The sequence below is a fragment of the Polyangium spumosum genome, from assembly GCF_009649845.1.
Classification (GTDB): Bacteria; Myxococcota_A; Polyangia; order Polyangiales; family Polyangiaceae; genus Polyangium; species Polyangium spumosum.
This window is the reverse complement of the sequence record NZ_WJIE01000013.1, coordinates 89,090-107,722: the sequence shown is the minus strand read 5'-3', so window position 1 is coordinate 107,722 and position 18,633 is coordinate 89,090. Positions and strand designations below refer to the sequence as shown.

Below are 18,633 nucleotides of genomic sequence, written 5' to 3'. Positions count from 1 at the left end.
GGCGCTAGACGAAGGATGTGTCCGACGACGCCCGAGCTCCCGAGCCCGAGACCGAGACCGATCCGGTCCTCGCGAAGCTCGACACGCTCCCGGTAAAGCCCGGCTGCTACCTCTTCTACGACAAGACTGGCGCGGCGATTTACGTGGGCAAGGCGAAGAGCCTTCGCTCGCGCGTGCGCAGCTACTTCCAGGAGGGCGGCAGCGATTCGCGGTACTTCATCCCGATCCTGCGCAAGATCGTGCGCGACCTCGAGACGGTCGTCACGTCGACGGAGAAGGAAGCGGCCGTCCTCGAGAACGAGCTCATCAAGAAGCACAAGCCGCGCTTCAACGTGAAGCTCCGGGACGACAAGGACTTCCTCTGCCTTCGTATCGACACGAAGAGCGCGTGGCCACGCCTCGAGACCGTGCGCCGCCCCTCGCCCGACGGCGCGCGTTACTTCGGCCCCTTCCACTCGGCGACGAGCGCGCGCCGCACGCTGCACCTCGTCAACAAACACTGGAAGCTCCGCACCTGCACCGACCTCGACATGGCCTCGCGCCGCCGGCCGTGCTTGCAGTTCCAGATCAAGCGTTGCCCGGCGCCTTGTGTTTACGAGATCGATCGCGACGAGTACGCCGAGCAGGTCCGCTCCGTCTCGCTTTTCCTCGAGGGCCGTCACGACGAGCTCACGGGCGAGCTCGAGCGCCGCATGAAGGAGGCCGCGCGGTCCATGGAGTTCGAGCGCGCGGCGATCTACCGCGACCAGCTCAAGGCCGTGGAGAGCGCGCGGGAATCGCAACGTGTCGTCTCCGTGAAGGACGTCGATCAGGACGTCGTTGGCCTTTACCGTGAGGGCTCGATCGCCGAGGTCGAGCTCATCAAGGTGCGCAGCGGCCGCGTCGCCGACACCGTCTCGTTCTCCTTGCGTGGCGTCGAGCTGCCGGACGAGGAGATCCTCGGCAATTTCCTCGCGCAATATTACGGCGACGAGGCCGAGGTCCCGGTCGACGTCATCCCGGACGAGATCCTCCTGCCGGTCCTGCCGGACGGCGCCGAGGGTGTGAGCGAGTGGCTCGGCGATCGGCGTGGGCGCAAGGTCGCGCTCGTCGTGCCGCAGCGGGGCCCTCGCGTCGAGCTGCTCGCGATGGCGCGCGAGAATGCCGAGCACGCCTTCAAGGAGAAACAACGCGCCTCGGACGACATCGAAGCGCGGCTCGACGACCTGCGCGAGCGACTGCGTTTGCCCTCGCTCCCGCACCACATCGAGTGTTGCGACATCTCGCACCTCGGCGGCGGCGACACGGTGGGCTCGATCGTCGCATTGAAGGACGGCCAGCCCGACCGCAAGCATTACCGCAGCTTCCGGGTGCGCACGAAGACCGAGGGTGACGATTACCTCGCGATGTACGAGGTCCTCGCCCGCCGCTTCCGGCGCGGCAAGACGGCGAAGGAGGCCAAGGAGGCCGAGGTCATCGCGGAGGAGGAAGCGGAGGCGGGAGTGGAGGCGGAGGCGCCGCCGTCGTCGGGCAAAAAAGCCGAGACCGACTGGGATTTGCCGGACCTCTTCGTGGTGGACGGCGGCCGTGGCCAGCTTGGCGTGGCGCTCTCGGCGGCGCGGGACCTCGGCTTGCACGATTTGCCGATCGTGGGCCTGGCGAAGGAGCGGGAGAGCGTGATCGGCGAGAAGATGGTCGACCGCGTGTATTTGCCCGGGCAAAAGAATGGCATCTTGCTGCGTCCCGGGAGCTCGTCCTTGTTTTTCCTGGCGCGCGCCCGCGACGAGGCGCACCGATTCGCGAACCACATCCGCGAAAAGCTCGGCAAAGCGCGGCGGCTGCGGTCGGAGATCGAGGACATCCCGGGGCTCGGGGACGCGGTGCGGAAGGCGCTCTTGCGGGAGCTAGGCTCGATGGCGGCGCTGCGGGCGGCGACGGACGCGCAGATCCTGGCGGTCACGGGGGTGACGAAGCGGCATTTGACGGCGATCCGGAAGGTGATTGCGGGGCCGGGGGTGGAGGCGGGGGCGGAAGGAAACGCGCCTCCTCCGGAAGAGCGCAAGGACGAAGCTTAACGTCCCTCGCTGGGTGGCCCCTGGATGCGCTGGTAGAGGCGGTCGATCGAGAGCTCGACGGACGCTTGCACGATTGCCTCGAGGCCCACGAAGGGATGACTCGTCTTGCCATCCAGGCCGATACGACGCTGCTCGTTGGCATAGGCGAGAGAGGCGCCCAGCTCCGGCACGAAGAGGTACGAAAGCTCCAGGCGAACCCCGTGGCCCATGGCCGTACTCGTGGGCGAATCGACCCGTTCCGGGGTGACGCAACCCGCCACCACGACGACACACGGGCTCGACGGCGGGGGTGGGAGGAGGCGCTGGGAGAGTCGATACGCGACCGCCAGTTGCAGCGATCGATAGAGGGGAAACAGGATCGAGGCCGCCTCGCCGAACGAGTCCACGCCCGCAGGGACGACGGGGGAAGCTCCGTAGAAATCGTGCTGCCAATCGAATGAAAGAGAAATCAAAACCCAGTTGAGCCCCGCCGCATCGTCGCCCAGGAGCTTGATCTGTTGCCGGGCGGCGGCGCCGAGGTGCGTCGAGGCGTCGAGGCCTCGAGATCGGCTCCATCGGGAGGCCGGGAGCGACGCCCCCGACGTCAACGACAACCACGTCCGATGATCCCCTGCCCCGGCGAGCGTGGGATCCCGCATCCCCGCGAGCCCGCCCGGCGCCGCGCCGCGGCCCACGATGAAGGGCAGGGCCGTGTACGTGAGCAGGATGGGGATATCGGCGAGGCTCACGTCCTCGCCGCCATACGTATCGTTGTCCCAGACGGGCGCGACGAGCGCGATCGAAGTGGACGCGCGAAGCAAGTGCCGAGGGCGTCGCAACAAGAAGAACCCCGGGTTCAGGGAGGCGCCCATGACGTAGGACTCCTCGGATGCACGGATGGGATCCCGACCGATTCCGAGCGTGGAAGCGGTGAGAGAATGGTCCCAGGAGAGGGTGGTGCCTGCCCACCGGAGCGGCTCTGCGGGTATGGGTGGGGCCTCCGCGGGCGCCGGCTCCGGTTCAGGCTGCGCGTGGGCGGGGGCGACGAGGAGGAGGGGGAACGCGAGGAGGGCGGGGGAAAGGCAGGAGGCGCGCATACGGGGCGTGAGGGTACACACGGGAGGGGAGCGGATTCAAGGGGAGGCGGTCGAGCCTGCGGCCGTGGAGGAGCGCGGTTCCCTGGCGGAGCGGCTTCAAAGGGACGGCGCCGATCGCGTCGCCGACATGGCCCTCGACCTTTCCCCGGAGGCCCTCGCTCTCTGGCTCGCGGCGACGAACGGGCGATAGGGCCGGCCCCTCTCCGATCCTTCCCGCCGCCACCCACTCCCCGCGGGCCGTATTCCGAACACGAACGCCCGCTTCATCAAGGACCCGATCGCCGTCGTTCGTCGGGATGACCTCCGGCTCGCGAAGAAGTCCGGTTCCTCTGCGTCCTCCCGGCCGACCCCGGTCTTTTTACGGTGAGGGAGGCGCGCTCGATGGAGTGCTCGACGGGGTGCTCGACGCGCCGCCGCTCGGTGCGTCAGAAGGGGGATTGTTCGGTACTAGGAAGGTACGGTTCGTGGTCAGGGCCGTACCAGGTCGAACGCACGATCGGCTTCGACTGTCGATGCCTGTCGGGGGTCTGCATTGGGCCTTCGGAGAGCCGAGCTCCTTCACGCACTCCTCGTCGGAGAGGCAGGACCGGCAACGTCCATCCAGGCACACGCCATTACACTGGACCCTCCTGGGATTCGCGCCGGGCGCCGTCTTCCCGTCGATGCATCGCTGCCCGTACCGCTCATAGTAGGTCCAGATGGCGGCGCACCGCCCGCGGTCGCAGAACCCGTCGCCGCACTCGTCATCCTTCGTGCAATCACGCTGCGGCACGTTCCGGGACCAAGCGCGGGGGAAAAGGGGGGGGTTGTTCCCGTCGTAGGGACGACCATCGTTGGCGATTGCATGATCGAGCGGGGTGAAGACGTCGGGCGGCGGGAGGGCCGCTACCGAGCTGATTGCAGAGGGTGTGGGCTGCGCCGGATGCTCGACGCGCCCCCCCGAAGGCCGTTCCTCGACCGACGAGCAGGCGAGCATGCAAAGAAGAAGGCTGCGCCCGACCATGCGCGCGAGGAACATCGTCTTCATGGCCATACGCACCCTTGGGCCTTGCCGCCTTGGCCTCCGAGATAGAGGAGGCGATCTCCCAGCAAGGTACCGTCCTGGGGTTCCGAGTGGTTGTAGCACGACGCCTGTTCCGTCAGCGAGTCGAGCACCATGCTGTACGCAGGGGCGACGAGCCCGAACGATTCGACGAATGCGGGATTGCGCACGTAGGCCGTGTTGGAAAGGTCGTTGATGTTCGGAAACTTCCCGCTGCCCATCTCGGTCGCGGGCCAGGGCGTGGGCGCCTTCGGCTTGAACCGGGCGACTTCGCCGTACCAGTCCGCTCGGCACGCCTGGCTGTTGAGCGATTTGAACAAATCCGCCGGATAATGCCCCAGGATGTGCCCCTGGTATGCGATCCACCAGTTGCCCATCAAATCCTGGTAGATAGCGAGGAGATGCTCGACCTGCTTCCCGCCGATCTCCGAGACATCCACTTTTTCCCCGGGATAATGAAGATGGGGCAACTTGTTCGGTTTGAACTTTCCATCCTTGTGGTCCCACGTGTACTCGAGTTTCCCGGTGCTCGGGTTCGTTATGGCATATTCGACGTGCAGCCGCGCGTGGTTGTCCGTGAGCGTCGTATTGTTCTTGCCAAAACCGTTCACCTTGTCGATGGAGATGGCCACGCCGACCATTTCCTGCGGTATGCCTTTGGCCGGGCAGCCGACGGCGAACTCGATGAGGCTGAAGCTGCCCGGCTGCACCTCCGGACGAAACTGGTTCACGAAACCGCCTACGCCGCGATTCGGCACGTCGACGGAGATGCCGGCATGGAGATGCTCGCTGCCCCCGGGCTCCCCGCCGAGCTGATGACGGTCGAGGTAGTCCTGGAGCGACGTCGCGTCCGTCTCGCCCAGGACATAGGGCCAGAACGTCGGCCTGTGCATGGGTGTGGCCGTCTCTGCGAGAGCCAAAAGCTGAGGGATCTGCTCGAGCTCACTCTTGCCGAGCTCGACGCCAGGCGGCAGGGTCAGGTCCGCCTGGGAGAATGGCAGCACCGGAGGCTCGTACGGAACGGCCGGGAGCGTATTCCGATCGAGAAAGTCGACCACATCCCCCGATGGGAGCATGAACGAATCGACGATCGTGGCGCCATCGTAAATCGTGTCTCGAATGTACTCGTCCACCTCGGCCTGTCGCGCCTGCGCGGCGTCGTCGAGCACTGGCTCCTCCTCGCTCGGCGCAGGCGTGCCGCCGCCGGGTGGCTTCGGCGTCGGCAGCGTGGGGCGCTCGTCGTTCACGCTCGTCCCGTCCCCGTCCTCGTCCAGAGGACCGAAGCGAATCACGCAACCGCTGAGGATGTGCGCGATCAAGACAATCGAGACCCCCTTCAAGACCATCTTCGGAGATTACAGGTGCAACGGCGTGGGCGTCAACACCACTGGCGCGGAACCTTGCCTTGGCCCACCTGGACGAGACGCAAACCATCCGACCTCGCCCACGTGGTCGCCGACCTCGTCCACGTGGTCGCCGACCTCGTCCACGTGGTCACCGACCTTGCCCACGTGATCGATCGACCTCGTCCACGTGGTCACCGACCTCGTCCACGTGATGGATCGACCTCGCCCACGTGGTCGCCGACCTCGCCCACGTGATGGATCGACCTCGTCCACGTGGTCGTCGATCTCGTCCACGTGGTCGCCGACCTCGCCCGCGTGATCACCGATCTCGCCCACGTGATGGATCGACCTCGCCCACGTGATCACCGACCTCGCCCACGTGGTCCCCGACCTCGCCCACGTGGTCCTCGACCTCGCCCACGTGATCGATCGACCTCGTCCGCGAGCAAGATTCCGACCCTTGCAAACAAATCCACCATGCCCATCATGCCCATCCACCTCGCGCCGTTGCGCGTGGAGATCGCATTGCACCCATGCCCCCCTTTTGGGGAGGAGACCACCATGCCGAACAATCTGGAGCCCATCGCGCTCGACGTCCTCGTTCATGATTGCACCGCGCTCGCGCCCTTCCTCGTCGACCTGCCGGAAGGTGCCCGCCGGGGCATGCGCTCGGAGCAAGAAGGCTTCTTCGACGTCGTCTCCGAGATCCACACGAATCAGGCCGCCCTCGGCGACAAGGCCGGGATCACGAAGGCCGATTTCGACGCCTTTCAGGAGTCCAACACCCGCGTCGCCATGATCGACGCGCACCTGCCCGCCATCAAGAAGCTCGTCGAGAGGATGGAAGAGACCCGCGCCCTCGAAGACGACAAGCGGCAGCGGCTGGCGCACGCCTTCGCCGATTCGGTCGACCGCCGCGCCAGGACGATGGGCGACAAGAACCTGCTCGCGAAGTACGAGCGGACGCGCAAGTACCGCTCGGCCATCGCCCTGAAAGCCGTCAAGACGCGGGCGAAAAATGCCGCGCAGGCCGAAGCCGCCGAAACCCCCTCCCAGCCCTGACCCCGCCCCGCGCACACCCTCGCCCACGCTCTCCCCCCGCGGAGAGCGTGGTTCTTCCCCCTTCCCTCCCAGTTTCCCCTTGTCCTCCCGCAAACCCACGCTCTAGACTCGGCCTCCCCCCAGGAGGCGGCTTTCATGCCGATTCTCGAGCTTTCGTTTGCGTGTGGTGAGACGTCCTTGTCCGTGCGCCATTTCTCGGTGCAGGAGGCCGTCTCCAGCTTGTTCACCGTGTCGGTGATGGCTCGGTCCGAGAGCCCCGGCATCGACCTCGAGGCGATCATCGGCAAGCCGGCCAGCTTGCGCGTCGTCAGCGGCTGGCTCCACGCCCGCCTCGGCGGCGCGCGGCTCTGGTCCGGGATCGTCAACGCGATCGAGCAGGTCCATGCCGTCCAGCCCGGCGGGCAAGGCAAGGAGCTCTCCACCTATTCGCTCACCCTCGTCCCCGAGCTCTGGCTCCTCACCCAGAACCGCAACTACAAAATCTTTCAGCACCTCGCGATCCCCGACATCGTCGATCGGGTCCTCGACGCGTGGGGCATCGAGCGCGCCTGGAACGTCGATCGGGGCCGGTATCCCAAGCTCGAGTACAAGGTCCAGTACGGCGAGAGCGACTTTCACTTCGTCAGCCGCCTGCTCGAAGAGGCCGGCATCTCGTACACCTTCCCCGACGACGACGCGAAGGGCTCGAAGCTCACGCTCGGCGACAGCCTCGAGGCGAACCCCCTCCGCCCCGGCCCCGCGCTTCCTTACGTCGACAACCCGAACCGCGAGTCCGAACAAGAGTACGTCTCCAAGGTCCGCCTCGCGCAGGCCGTGCGCCCCGGCGCGCACGTGCTTCGCGACTACGATTTCCGCAACCCGAGCTACGCGCTCTTCGGCGACGCCCAGAAGGCCGAAGGCAACGAGGCCAGGCTCGAGCAATATCATTACGAGCCCGGCGCCACGCTCATCGAGGGCGGCAAAGGCGGCGGCACGCCCGCGGCCGACGACAAGGGCACCGCGCGGTACACCGAGGCCCACGGCAAGGATCGCGCAGCGCGGATGCTCGGCGGCGCGCGCGGCGACAGGCGGGTCGTCTCCTTCGAGACGAATACCATCGACCTCTGGCCGGGCCAGGTCCTGCGCATCGACAAACACCCCCACGCGCTGCTCGGCGACGAGACGCGCCTGCTCGTCACGCGTTTCTCCGTCGAGGGCACGCCGGGCGAGGAGTGGCACATGTCCGCGCAGGCCGTCTTCACCGACGCGCCGTACCGGCCGCAGCAGAAAAACCCGAAACCACGCGTCGAGGGCGTGCAGAGCGCGCGGGTCGTCGGCGCCTCCGGCCAGGAGATCCATACCGACGAATTTGGCCGCGTGCGCGTGCAATTCCCCTGGGATCGCGACGGCCAGGGCGACGACGATAGCTCCTGCTGGATCCGCGTCAGCCAGGGCTGGGCGGGCACGGGGTACGGGATGATCGTGATCCCGCGCGTCGGGCAGGAGGTCCTCGTCGGTTTCCTCGAAGGTGATCCCGATCAGCCCATCGTCGTGGGCCGCGTCTACAACGCAAAGCAGGCCGTGCCGTACAAGCTGCCCGAGAACAAGACACGCTCGGCGTGGAAGACGAATAGCTCCGAGGGCGGCGCGGGCTTCAACGAGATCATGTTCGAGGATCTCAAAGACAAGGAGCTCGTCTGGGAGCACGCGGCGAAGAACCGGCGCAGGCTGGTCAAGAACGACGAGACGATCACGATCGGCCACGACAGGCAGAAGCTCGTGCAAAACGACGAGCAGGAGAAGACGCTCGGCAATCTCAAGGTCCACGTCGGCAAGGACCAGGACATCGTCATCAAGCAGGACAAACGCGAGCGCGTCGAGGGCGACGATCACCTGCGCGTCTGGGGCAAGCAGAGCGTGGCCGTCGAGGGCAATCGCTCGTTCGTGGTCGAGGGCGACAGGCACGAGCTCGTCGGCCAGAACCACGCGCTCGCCGCCGTGGCCGAGATCCACGTCGCGGCCGGGTCGGCGCTCGTCATCGAGGCGGCGCGGGATCTCACGCTGAAGGGCCCGGGCGGGTTCATCCGGATCGACTCGAGCGGGGTCACGATCCGCGGCACGAAGGTCTGGATCAACAGCGGCGGCTCGCCGGGCGAAGGGAAGGGCGCGTCGCCCGAGGCGCCGGCCGAGGCGATCGAGGCGGTCGTGGACGACGTGAGCAAGACGCTCATCGGGCAATGAGGAGGCGCGGGTGATGGACTCCGTCGCCGCGCCTCGGCTCATCGTCGAGGTGCGACATGGCAAGCTCGCCGGCACGAAGACCGTGCTCGACGCGGGGCGCGCCTTGCGCGTGGGCCGGACGGACCTCGCCGACCTCGTGATCGCGCACGACCTCGGGATGTCGGGCGTCCATTTCGAGCTGCAATGGGACGGCGCCCGCTGCGCCTTGCGGGACCTCCAGAGCCAGGGCGGCACGCGCCTCGGCGGGCAGGCCGTCGAGAGAGGCGAAGTCCCGCACGGCGGCTGGGTTCAGGCCGGCGAGACCGATTTTTTGGTGTACGTCGAGGGGAAGACGGAAGCCCCGGCGGACCTGCTCGAAGGCGACGAGCTCGCGCGGGAGCAGGCGCGTCTCCTCGCGGCCGAGAGGGCGCTCCCTTCGTTACGATCGCTGGCGGGCGACAAGCCTCTGTATGCCGTGCTCGACATGGCCCGGGATCGGCGCATCCTCGGCCTCGTCCGCGAGCACGTCGAGCCACATCGATCACTCTACGACGGCGCGCAGGGCGAGCTCGCCGAGGACGTCGCGCCGTACCTCGTGGGCCCCATGCGGCGCGACTCCGCGCTGCTCGACCGGCTCGTGCGCGAGGGCTTCGGCAAGCGCTGGGGCATTTATTGCACGAGCGACGAGAAGTTCGTCGAGGTGCGCCGCCATTTCCGGCGCTTCTTGATGGTCGAGCTCGACCACACGAACGAGCAGGTTTATTTCCGTTTTTATGATCCCGGCGTCGCCCGGGCCTTCTGGCCGACGTGTAACGCCGCGCAACGGGCCGAGCTGTATGGGACGCTCGGGGACCTGTACGTCGAGGGCAAGGACCTCTCGCTCCTCCGCCTGCCACGCTGACGAACTGGGAGCATTGGGATGGCCATCCTGGATTTGAAGGTCGCCGGAGAACACGAGCTCTTCGTCCGCCATTTCACCCTCGAAGAGGGCGTGAGCGAGCTCTTCTCGGCCTCGCTCCTCGTGCGCTCGCGCGACCATAGCCTCGATTTCTCCTCCATCGTGGGCAAGAAGGCCTCCTTCCGGGTCCAGGCCGGCTACGAAAACGTCGCGGGCGGCGGCGCCCGCTCCCTCGCGGGGCTCGTCTCTTATGCCGAGCAGGTCGAGGCCCTGCAGGAGGGCAGCGCCGAGGAGGGCCTCTCCACCTACGTCCTCTGCATCGTCCCCGACCTCTGGCTGCTCACCCAGCGCCGCGGCAACCGGATCTTCCAGCACCTCTCGATCCCCGACATCGTACGAAAAGTCCTGGGCGAGCTCGGGGTCGCGGGCGAATGGCGCGTCGACGCCGGGGCATATCCCAAGCTCGAATACAAGGTCCAGTACGCGGAGACGGATTACGCCTTCGTCTCGCGCCTCCTGGAGGAGGCCGGCATCGCGTTCGTCTTCGAGGACGGCGGGAGGCTCGTCTTCAGCGACGCGCTCGAGGCGGGGCCGAAGCGCAAGGGCCCGCCCATCCCTTACGTCGACAACCCGAACGCCGCCGCCGAGAACGAATACGTGAAGAACGTCGGCCTCGGCCGCGCCGTGCGCCCCGGCCGCGTCGTCTACCGCGATTACGATCCGCGCCACCCCGAGCTCGACCTCTCCGCGCACGCCTCGCCGCACACCAACGTGGAGAAGCGCCTCGAGCAGTACCATTACGACGCCGGCGCCTTCCTCGTCGAGACCGGCAAGGCCGGCTTCACGCCCGTCGCCGACGACAAGGGGTTCGCCCGGCACGACCAGGGATACGGCTACGACCTCGCCCGGCGCACGCTCGAGGCCGCCCGCGCGGATCATCGCGAGGTCCGGGTCGAGGGCAACACGCTCGACCTCGCGCCCGGCGTGATCTTTTCGATCGCCCGCCACCCGCACCCCGAGATCGGCGAGGGCCGCTCGTTGCTCGTCGTCGAGAGCACGCTCTCCGGCGACGACACCGGCGAGTTCGAGATGACGGCGCGCGCCTTCTTCGCGGAGTACAAGTATCGGCCGCCGCGGAAGACGGAGAAACCCGTCATCCACGGCGTGCAGTGCGCCACGGTCGTCGGGCCCGCGGGGCAGGAGATCCACACCGACGAATATGGCCGCGTCCGCGTGGAGCTCCCCTGGGATCGCGAGGGCAAACGGGACGAGGACAGCTCCTGCTGGATCCGCGTCAATCAAGGCTGGGGTGGCCTCGGGTATGGAATGCTGAACCTGCCGCGAGTCGGCCAGGAGGTGCTCGTCGTCTTCCTCGAAGGCGATCCGGACAGGCCCGAGGTCGCGGGCCGCGTGTTCAATGCGATCCAGCAGGTCCCCTACAGGCTGCCCGAGCACAAGACGCGCAGCACGTGGAAGAGCGACTCCTCGCTCGGGGGCGGGGGCTTCAACGAGATCATGTTCGAGGACCTCGCCGAGAAGGAGCTCGTCTGGCAGCAGGCGCAAAAAGACCGCCGGCGCAAGGTCGAAAACGACGAGTTCGCCACCATCGTGCACGACCGGCAGAAGCTCGTGAAGAACGACGAGCAGGAGCACATCGAGGGCCACCAGAAGCTCTGGGTCGGCAAGGACCTCGATGCGGTCACGAAAACGAACAAGCACGAATGGATCGAAAAGAACGCTCACCTCGTCGTGAAAGGCAGCCGACGTGAACAGGTCGGGGGCAAACATTCACTGACGGTGAAGAAGGACCTCCAGGAGAAGGTGAATGGCAGCTTCGCGTTACGCGCGGGGGGCGACGTGCACGAGGTGGCCGGCGAGAGCTGGGTCGGCGAGGGCGGGGGCGACACGACCGTGAAGGGGCCCGGCGGCTTCCTCCGTATTCACGGCGGCGGCATCACGATCGCGGGCACGATGGTGTGGATCAACGAGCGTGGATCGCCGGGCAAGGGGCGGGGCTCGAAGCCCGAGGGGCCCGACTTCGGCGAGGCCCAGGGCCCCAAGCTCGAAGAGGACGTGAGCGACACGTCCGGTCAGCTCGGCGACGAGGAGGCGGGCTGCCCGCATTGACGCAGAGCGACACGGCCATTTTTAAACCATTTTGATCTTGAGCCCGACCGCGGAGCCGGTTTAGGGTGCCCGTGTCAAAAATCGGGCAGTGTGCGTATCGCTTCGGGCGGGCACGTCGAGGAGGCGGCTTCCATGCCGATCTTGGAGCTATCGTTCGCATCTGGTGAGACCTCGCTTTCCGTGCGCCATTTCTCGGTGCAGGAGGCCGTCTCGAGCTTGTTCAGCGTGAACGTGATGGCTCGCTCGGAGAGCCCCTCGATCGACCTCGAGGCGATCGTCGGGCAGCCCGCGAGCCTGCGCGTCGTGAGCGGCTGGGCCCATGCGCGCCTCGGCGGCGCGCGCCTCTGGACGGGCGTGGTGAGCTCGATCGAGCAGGTGCACGCGGTGCAGCCGGGGGGCGTTGGCAAGGAGCTCTCGACGTATTCGCTCCGCATCGTGCCGACTTTGTGGTTGCTCACGCAGCGGCGCGGGTATCGTATCTACCAGCACCTCTCCATCCCCGACATCGTCGATCGCCTGCTCGGCGAGTGGAGCGTCGAGGCGAAGTGGGAGGTCGATCGGGGCCGTTATCCGAAGCTCGAGTACAAGGTCCAGTACGGCGAGACCGATTTCGCGTTCGTGAGCCGCCTGCTCGAGGAGGCGGGCATCTCGTACACGTTCCCGGACGACGACGCGAAGGGCTCGAAGCTCACGCTGAGTGATCGCCTGGAGGCGGGCCCCGCGCGCCCCGGCGGCGCGTTGCCCTACGTGGACAACCCGAACCGCGAGGCCGAGAAGGAGTACCTCTCGAAGGTCCGGCTCACGCACATCGTCCGCCCGGGCGCGCACACGATCCGCGATTACGATTTCCGGAACCCGATGTTCGCGCTCTTCGGCGAGGCGCCGAAGGCCGAGGGGCCCGAGGCGAAGTACGAGCAATATCATTATCAGCCGGGCGCCACGCTCGTGGAGAACGGCAAGGGCGGCGGCGGCACGCCGGCCGCGGACGACAAGGGCACGGCCCGGTACGATCAAGGGTTCGGCAAGGAGCGCGCCGATCGGATGCTCGGCGGGGCGCGGGCGGACAAGCGCACGATCGCCTTCGAGACGAACACGATCGACCTCTGGCCCGGGCAAATCTTCTCGGTGGACAAACACCCGCACGCCGAGCTCGGCGACGACAAACGCCTGCTCGTGACGGAGTTCTCGGTCGAGGGCACGCCGGGCGAGGAGTGGACCATGTCGGGGCAGGCCGCCTTCACCGACGCGCCGTACCGGCCGCAGCAGAAGACGTCGAAGCCACGCGTCGAGGGCGTGCAGAGCGCGGTCGTGGTGGGCCCTGCGGGGCAGGAGATCCACACGGACGAGTTCGGCCGCGTGCGCGTACAGTTCCCCTGGGATCGCGAGGGGAACAACGACGACGGCAGCTCCTGCTGGATCCGCGTGAGCCAGGGCTGGGCGGGCACGGGGTACGGGATGATCGTGATCCCGCGTATCGGCCACGAGGTGATGGTTGGTTTCCTCGACGGCGACCCGGATCAGCCGATCATCGTGGGCCGCGTGTACAACGCGAAGCAGGCCGTGCCGTACAAATTGCCCGACAACAAGACGCGCTCGACGTGGAAGAGCGACTCGTCGCTCGGCTCCGAGGGCTTCAACGAGATCATGTTCGAGGATCTCAAGGGGCAGGAGCTCGTCTGGGAGCAGGCGCAGAAGAACCGGCGCAGGCTGGTCAAGAACGACGAGACGATCACGATCGGCCACGACAGGCAGAAGCTCGTCTCGAACGACGAGCAGGACAAGACGCTCGGCTACGTAAAAGTGTTCGTCGGGAAAGACCAGGACATCGTCGTCAAGCAGGACAAACGCGAGCGGGTCGAGGGCAACAGCCACCTGCACGTGATGGGCAAGCGCAACCAGCGCATCGAGGGCAACCAATCGCTCGAGGTGAAGGGCGACCGGCACGAGCTCATCGGCGAGAACCACGCGCTCGCGGTGACGAAGGAGCTCCACATCAAGGCCGGCACGGCGCTCGTGATCGAGGCCGAGGACCTCACGCTGAAGGGCCCGGGCGGGTTCATCCGCATCGACGGGAGCGGCGTCACGATCCGCGGGACGAAGGTCTACATCAACAGCGGCGGCTCGGCCGGCGAGGGCTCGGGCGCGTCGCCCGAGGCCCCCGACAAGGCGATCGAGGCCGAGGTGGACGACGTGAGCAAGACGCTCATCGCGCAATAAAGGAGCCGAGAGATGCCTCCTGCCGCACGAATCACCGATCGTCACGTCTGCCCGATTCACCCGCCGAACGTCATCGTCCAGGGCGAGTCCACGGTCATCGTGGGTTTTCAGCCCCAGGCGCGCGTCGGCGACGCCGAGGCCTGTGGCGCCGCCATTTCGGCCGGCGAGCCCACGGTCATCATCGGCGGCAAGGACGCCGCGCGAAAAGGCGACCCCACGAACCACGGGGGCAGCATCGCCTCGGGCTGCCCGACGGTCATCATCGGCTCCAACCCGATGGCCGTGCTCCAGACGGACAAACCTTTCTGCGAGGACTGCGCCAAGAAGGCGGCCGAGCGCGCCGCGCGGCAGAAGGCCGGGAGGGACGGGTCGTGACCGAGCCTCGGCTCATCGTCGAGGTGCGTTATGGCAAGCTCGGCGGCACGAAGCGGGCCGTCGAGGCCGGCCGCGCGCTCCGGGTCGGCCGGACCGAGCTCGCGGACCTCGTCGTGGGGCACGACGGGCAGATGTCGGGCACGCATTTCGAGCTGCAATGGGACGGCGCGAGTTGTCTCTTGCGGGACCTCCAGAGCCAGGGCGGGACGCGCCTCGGCGGGCAGGTAACGACGCAAGGCGAGGTCCCGCACGGCGGCTGGATCCAGGCGGGCGAGACCGATTTTCTGGTGTACGTCGAGGGCCGGACGAAGCCGCCGCGGCGCAAGCTCGCGCGATCACCCGAGGAGGAGGCGGCGCGCGTGTCGGCCGCGAGAGAGGCGTGCGAGCTCTTGCGCGCGGAGGCGGCGAAGGTGCCGCTGTATGCGATCGTCGACGGCGCGCGTGACCGGCATATCCTCGAGGTGATCCGCGAGCACGTCGAGCCGCACCAATCGCTCTACGACGGCCTCCAGGGCGAGACGCTCGAGGACGTCGCGCCGTACCTCGTGGGCCCGTTCCGCAAGGACTCGGCGCTGCTCGACCGGCTGCTCGCCGAGGGCTTCGGCAATCGCTGGGGCATGTTCCTCACGAGCTACGACAAGTTCGTGGAGGTGCGGCGACACTTTCGGCGCTTCTTGATGGTGACGCTCGAATCGACGAACGAGAAGGTGTACTTCCGCTTCTACGATCCGGGCGTGCTGCGCGTCTTCTGGCCGACCTGCAGCCCCTCGCAATGCCAGGAGTTCTCGGCCGGGATGGAGGAACTCTTCGTCGAGGAAGAGGACCTCTCGCTCTCGGCGCTCGTAAGGCCTCACTGATTCGGAGTAAACGCCCGTGGCAAACCTCGAGCTCTCCCTCGCCTCCGGTCAACGCGACCTCTACGTGCGGCGTTTTTCCGTCCGGGAATCCGTCTCGAACCTCTTCTCCATTCACCTCCTCGTCCGCTCGCCCGACCCGAGCCTCGACCTCGGGGCCGCGGTGGGCCACCCCGCGGGCTTCCGCCTGCACGCGGGTTATGCCCACGTGCAGGGCGGCGCCCAGCGCACGTGGACGGGCATCGTGGCCCGCGCCGAGCAGAGCCACGCGCTGCAGGAGGTCACGGCCGAGGAGGGGCTCTCGACGTACCACATCCACATCGTGCCCGAGCTCTGGCTGCTCACGTTTCGCCAGAACAACCGCATCTACCAGCAGCTCTCGATCCCCGACATCATCGATCGCCTGCTCGGAGAATGGCAGATCCGGCCGGTCTGGCGCATCCAGCGCGACCAGTACCCGACGCTCGACTACAAGGTCCAGTACCGGGAGACCGATTACGCCTTCCTGTGCCGCCTCCTCGAGGAGGCGGGCATCGCGTATACCTTGAGCGAGCACCCCGAGCGCGGCACCACGCTCGTCTTCGGCGATCGGATCCAGACGAACGCGCCCCGCTCCGGCCCGCCCATCCCTTACGTCGACAACCCGAGCGAGGCGGCCGAGAAGGAGTACATCAGCCGCGTGCGCTTCGGCCGCGAGGTCCGCCCCGGCGCCGCGACGTTCCGCGATTACGACCCTCGCAAGCCCGACCTTCAGCTCTTCGGCAAGGCCGAGCCGAGGGGCGGCGTCGAGGGCAAGCTGGAGCAGTACCATTACGACGCGGGCTCCTTCCTCGTCGAGACGGGCAAGGCCGAGGGCACGCCGAACGCCGACGATCGAGGGTTCGCGCGGCACGACGGCAAGTACGGGACCGACCTCTCGGTCCGGGTGCTCGAGGCCGAGCGCACCGGCGAGCGGATGGTCTCGTTCGCCGCCAATACCTTCGACCTCGCGCCGGGCGTGGTCTTCTCGATGTCGCGCCACCCGCATTCGGCGCTGCCCGAGAGCCAGAGGCTCCTCCTCGTCGGCGCCTCGCTCGAAGGCACGGACACGGGCGATTTCAGCTTCCATGGCCACGCGTTTTTCGCCGACGCGCCCTACCGTCCGGCGCGCCAGACCCCGAAGCCGAAGATCCACGGCCTGCAGAGCGCCACGGTCGTCGGCCCGCCGGGCCAGGAGATCCACACGGACGAGTTTGGCCGGGTACGCGCGCAATTCCACTGGGATCGCGAGGGCGGGCGGAACGAGCAAAGCTCGTGCTGGATCCGCGTCAATCAGGGCTGGGGCGGCATGGGGTATGGAATGATCACCCTGCCCCGCATCGGCCACGAGGTGCTCGTCGCGTTCCTCGAGGGCGACCCGGACCACCCGACGGTCATCGGCCGCGTCTACAACGCCGCGCAGCAGGTGCCGTACAAGCTGCCGCAGGACAAGACGCGCAGCACGTGGAAGAGCGACTCGTCGATCGGCTCGGACGGGTTCAACGAGATCATGTTCGAGGACCTCGCCCAGAAGGAGCTCGTCTGGCAGCAGGCGCAAAAGGATCGCAATCGGAACGTCAACAACGACGAGTTCGCGACCATCGTCCACGACCGGCAGAAGCTCGTGAAGAACGACGAGTCCGAGCAGACGATGGGCAACCGCAAGCTCTGGGTCGGCAAGGATTACGACGAGGTCACGAAGAAAAACAAGAACGAGACGTACAACGCCGACGTGCACCTCGTGGTGGAGGGCAGCCGGCGCGAGCGGATCGACGGCAAGCAATCCCTCACCGTGAAGAAGAGCCGCCACGAGAAGGTGGAGGGCCGCAGCGCGCTCCGGGCGGGCCAGGAGATTCACCACGTGGCCGGCGAGGAGTGGGTCGGCGAGGCGGGCGGCGCGGCCACGATCAAGGCCCCGGGCGGCTTCATCAAGATCGACGGCGCCGGCGTCACCATTTCAGGCACGATGGTGTGGATCAACGAGCGCGGCGAGCCCGGCGACGGCAGCGGCTCGAAGCCCCAGGCGCCGTTCGATCCGCCGGAGGCCGAGGAGCGCGCCGACTCCGGCGAGAGCCCGGACGATCACGCGCCCCCGCCGCAGTTCACGCTCGCCGCAATGCTCGATGCCATCGGAGGAGGCTCGATCCCGTCATGACCACCGTATCCACCGAGCAAGAGCAGGCACTGGCAGGGGCGCAGGGCGACGGCAGCGCCGTCCAGCCATGCGCCGTCATCGTGGTGATCGACCCCGGCCACGGCGACCGGCTCGAGGCGGGAAACCCGATCGATCCGGGCGCGGTCTCGGGCAAGGTCTACGAGAAGGACATCGCGCTCGACGTCAGCAACAAGCTGAAGCCGAAGCTCGAGGCGAAGACCGACTGCATCCAGGCGGTGTATCTGACGCGCGACGGCGACATCAGCGAGGTCCGCAAGCGGCTCGCGTGGCGCGTCGCCATCGCCAAGGAGAAGAAGGCGAACATCTTCATCAGCCTCCACCTCGACGCGTCGGACAACGCCTCGGCCAAGGGCCAGTCGGTCCTCTATCACCCGAATTCAGCCAATTCGAAGTCGCTCGCGGTGGCGGTCTCGGCGCGCGCCAATGTCGTCAAGCCCCGCAGCAGCGGCGGACCGAAGCCCCGCGACAACCTCTACGTGATCAAGATGGCGCACTTCGGCCCGGACACGAAGGCCGCCGTGCTGGTCGAGCTCGGGTTCATCTCGAACGAGTCCGACAGAAACGCGTGCCTGACGCAAGCCGACGCGATCGCCCAGGAGATCGCCGACGGCATCGCCGATTTCATCCTGGCGAACAAGGCGATCTTCTCGGGCGCCGGGAGCACGCCCCAGAACGTGCCCCTCCCGCGGCCCCGGCCCACCGACCGGGACCTGCCCCAGAACGTGCCCATCCCGCGGCCGAGGCCTGCCAACCTCTGACGGTCAGACCGATCGCGCGCGCTTCGCCGCGGCATGCTCGAACGTGCCCTCGTCGAGCCCCCGCGCGACGCCGAGCGCGCCCGCGCGCGGGACGGCCTCTTCCCTCCTTCGCGCCCTTCGGCGGTGACGGGAGACGATCACGAAGCCGATGAGGCCATTGACGAGCAAGAGCGCGTTCGTGACCGTGAAGACCCAGTTCCCGAGCAGGACACTGTAGCTCGTGAACCCGACCGAGGCCGCGGTCTGACCGACCCACAGCCATTTCGAGACGCCCTCGACGGAGCGGCTGCGCCATTGTTTCCAGTTTTGCCCGGCGAGCGTCGCGAGCAGAACGAGCGAGCTGATCCAGCCAATGAGCTCCGTCATGCGCCTAAAGGCGCATCTGGGGCCGGGCGCCGCGTTCGCCAGGGTGAAACCCCTTCGCGTGGATC

General features: G+C 67.3%; 13 protein-coding genes. 10 read left to right on the top strand and 3 right to left on the bottom strand.

What is annotated here, in order from left to right:
• The first annotated feature begins 17 nt into the window (after nucleotides 1-17).
• A complete protein-coding gene (uvrC, locus tag GF068_RS33220) occupies nucleotides 18-2,054 on the top strand; it encodes an excinuclease ABC subunit UvrC (protein WP_338046671.1) in 2,037 nt (678 codons plus the stop codon).
• Here the strand turns inward: uvrC and GF068_RS33215 are convergent.
• Nucleotides 2,051-2,905: a hypothetical protein gene (locus GF068_RS33215; protein WP_153823547.1), complete on the bottom strand. Its 855-nt coding sequence runs from the start codon at nucleotides 2,903-2,905 to the stop codon at nucleotides 2,051-2,053. The two genes, uvrC and GF068_RS33215, sit on opposite strands and share 4 nt — an antisense overlap.
• Before the next feature lie 1,248 nt (nucleotides 2,906-4,153).
• Nucleotides 4,154-5,512 (bottom strand): neprosin family prolyl endopeptidase, encoded by a 1,359-nt coding sequence (locus GF068_RS33210; protein ID WP_170319832.1) that lies wholly within the window; start codon nucleotides 5,510-5,512, stop codon nucleotides 4,154-4,156.
• A gap of 567 nt (nucleotides 5,513-6,079) precedes the next feature.
• Between GF068_RS33210 and GF068_RS33205 the strand changes: the two genes are divergently transcribed.
• The 9 genes from GF068_RS33205 (at nucleotide 6,080) to GF068_RS33160 (ending at nucleotide 18,202) form a co-directional block, all read left to right on the top strand.
• A complete protein-coding gene (locus GF068_RS33205) occupies nucleotides 6,080-6,580 on the top strand; it encodes a hypothetical protein (RefSeq protein ID WP_153823545.1) in 501 nt (166 codons plus the stop codon).
• 135 nt (nucleotides 6,581-6,715) lie between these two features.
• A complete protein-coding gene (locus GF068_RS33200; RefSeq protein ID WP_153823544.1) occupies nucleotides 6,716-8,800 on the top strand; it encodes a type VI secretion system Vgr family protein in 2,085 nt (694 codons plus the stop codon).
• Between the two features lie 13 nt (nucleotides 8,801-8,813).
• Nucleotides 8,814-9,680 carry a DUF4123 domain-containing protein gene (locus tag GF068_RS33195; RefSeq protein ID WP_240807790.1) on the top strand — a complete coding sequence of 289 codons (867 nt, stop codon included), beginning with the start codon at nucleotides 8,814-8,816 and terminating at the stop codon, nucleotides 9,678-9,680.
• An 18-nt stretch (nucleotides 9,681-9,698) separates the two neighbouring features.
• Complete coding sequence (locus tag GF068_RS33190; RefSeq protein WP_153823542.1) at nucleotides 9,699-11,804, top strand: type VI secretion system Vgr family protein; 2,106 nt, start codon at nucleotides 9,699-9,701, stop codon at nucleotides 11,802-11,804.
• A 132-nt stretch (nucleotides 11,805-11,936) separates the two neighbouring features.
• On the top strand, nucleotides 11,937-14,021 hold the full coding sequence (locus GF068_RS33185) for a type VI secretion system Vgr family protein (RefSeq protein WP_153823541.1): 2,085 nt from the start codon (nucleotides 11,937-11,939) through the stop codon (nucleotides 14,019-14,021).
• 12 nt (nucleotides 14,022-14,033) lie between these two features.
• Nucleotides 14,034-14,396: a PAAR domain-containing protein gene (locus GF068_RS33180; RefSeq protein ID WP_153823540.1), complete on the top strand. Its 363-nt coding sequence runs from the start codon at nucleotides 14,034-14,036 to the stop codon at nucleotides 14,394-14,396.
• Complete coding sequence (locus GF068_RS43860; RefSeq protein ID WP_170319831.1) at nucleotides 14,393-15,253, top strand: DUF4123 domain-containing protein; 861 nt, start codon at nucleotides 14,393-14,395, stop codon at nucleotides 15,251-15,253. The genes GF068_RS33180 and GF068_RS43860 overlap by 4 nt, the downstream gene beginning before the upstream one ends.
• A gap of 16 nt (nucleotides 15,254-15,269) precedes the next feature.
• Nucleotides 15,270-17,423, top strand: a complete 2,154-nt coding sequence (locus GF068_RS33165; protein ID WP_338046670.1) for a type VI secretion system Vgr family protein — start codon at nucleotides 15,270-15,272, stop codon at nucleotides 17,421-17,423.
• Nucleotides 17,420-18,202 carry an N-acetylmuramoyl-L-alanine amidase family protein gene (locus GF068_RS33160; RefSeq protein WP_153823538.1) on the top strand — a complete coding sequence of 261 codons (783 nt, stop codon included), beginning with the start codon at nucleotides 17,420-17,422 and terminating at the stop codon, nucleotides 18,200-18,202. Before GF068_RS33165 ends, GF068_RS33160 begins: the two co-directional genes overlap by 4 nt.
• Nucleotides 18,203-18,205: 3 nt before the next feature.
• Here the strand turns inward: GF068_RS33160 and GF068_RS33155 are convergent, their stop codons facing one another.
• Nucleotides 18,206-18,568: a hypothetical protein gene (locus tag GF068_RS33155; protein WP_240807762.1), complete on the bottom strand. Its 363-nt coding sequence runs from the start codon at nucleotides 18,566-18,568 to the stop codon at nucleotides 18,206-18,208.
• Between the last annotated feature and the right edge of the window lie 65 nt (nucleotides 18,569-18,633).

Excerpts from the sequence above, each read along its gene's own strand:
- GF068_RS33155 (WP_240807762.1), bottom strand. The coding sequence starts at position 18,568 with ATGACGGAGCTCATTGGCTGGATCAGCTCGCTCGTTCTGCTCGCGACG.
- GF068_RS33205 (WP_153823545.1), top strand. The coding sequence starts at position 6,080 with ATGCCGAACAATCTGGAGCCCATCGCGCTCGACGTCCTCGTTCATGAT.
- GF068_RS33185 (WP_153823541.1), top strand. The coding sequence starts at position 11,937 with ATGCCGATCTTGGAGCTATCGTTCGCATCTGGTGAGACCTCGCTTTCC.
- GF068_RS33200 (WP_153823544.1), top strand. The coding sequence starts at position 6,716 with ATGCCGATTCTCGAGCTTTCGTTTGCGTGTGGTGAGACGTCCTTGTCC.
- GF068_RS33215 (WP_153823547.1), bottom strand. The coding sequence starts at position 2,905 with ATGGGCGCCTCCCTGAACCCGGGGTTCTTCTTGTTGCGACGCCCTCGG.
- GF068_RS33160 (WP_153823538.1), top strand. The coding sequence starts at position 17,420 with ATGACCACCGTATCCACCGAGCAAGAGCAGGCACTGGCAGGGGCGCAG.
- GF068_RS33195 (WP_240807790.1), top strand. The coding sequence starts at position 8,814 with ATGGACTCCGTCGCCGCGCCTCGGCTCATCGTCGAGGTGCGACATGGC.
- GF068_RS33180 (WP_153823540.1), top strand. The coding sequence starts at position 14,034 with ATGCCTCCTGCCGCACGAATCACCGATCGTCACGTCTGCCCGATTCAC.
- GF068_RS33190 (WP_153823542.1), top strand. The coding sequence starts at position 9,699 with ATGGCCATCCTGGATTTGAAGGTCGCCGGAGAACACGAGCTCTTCGTC.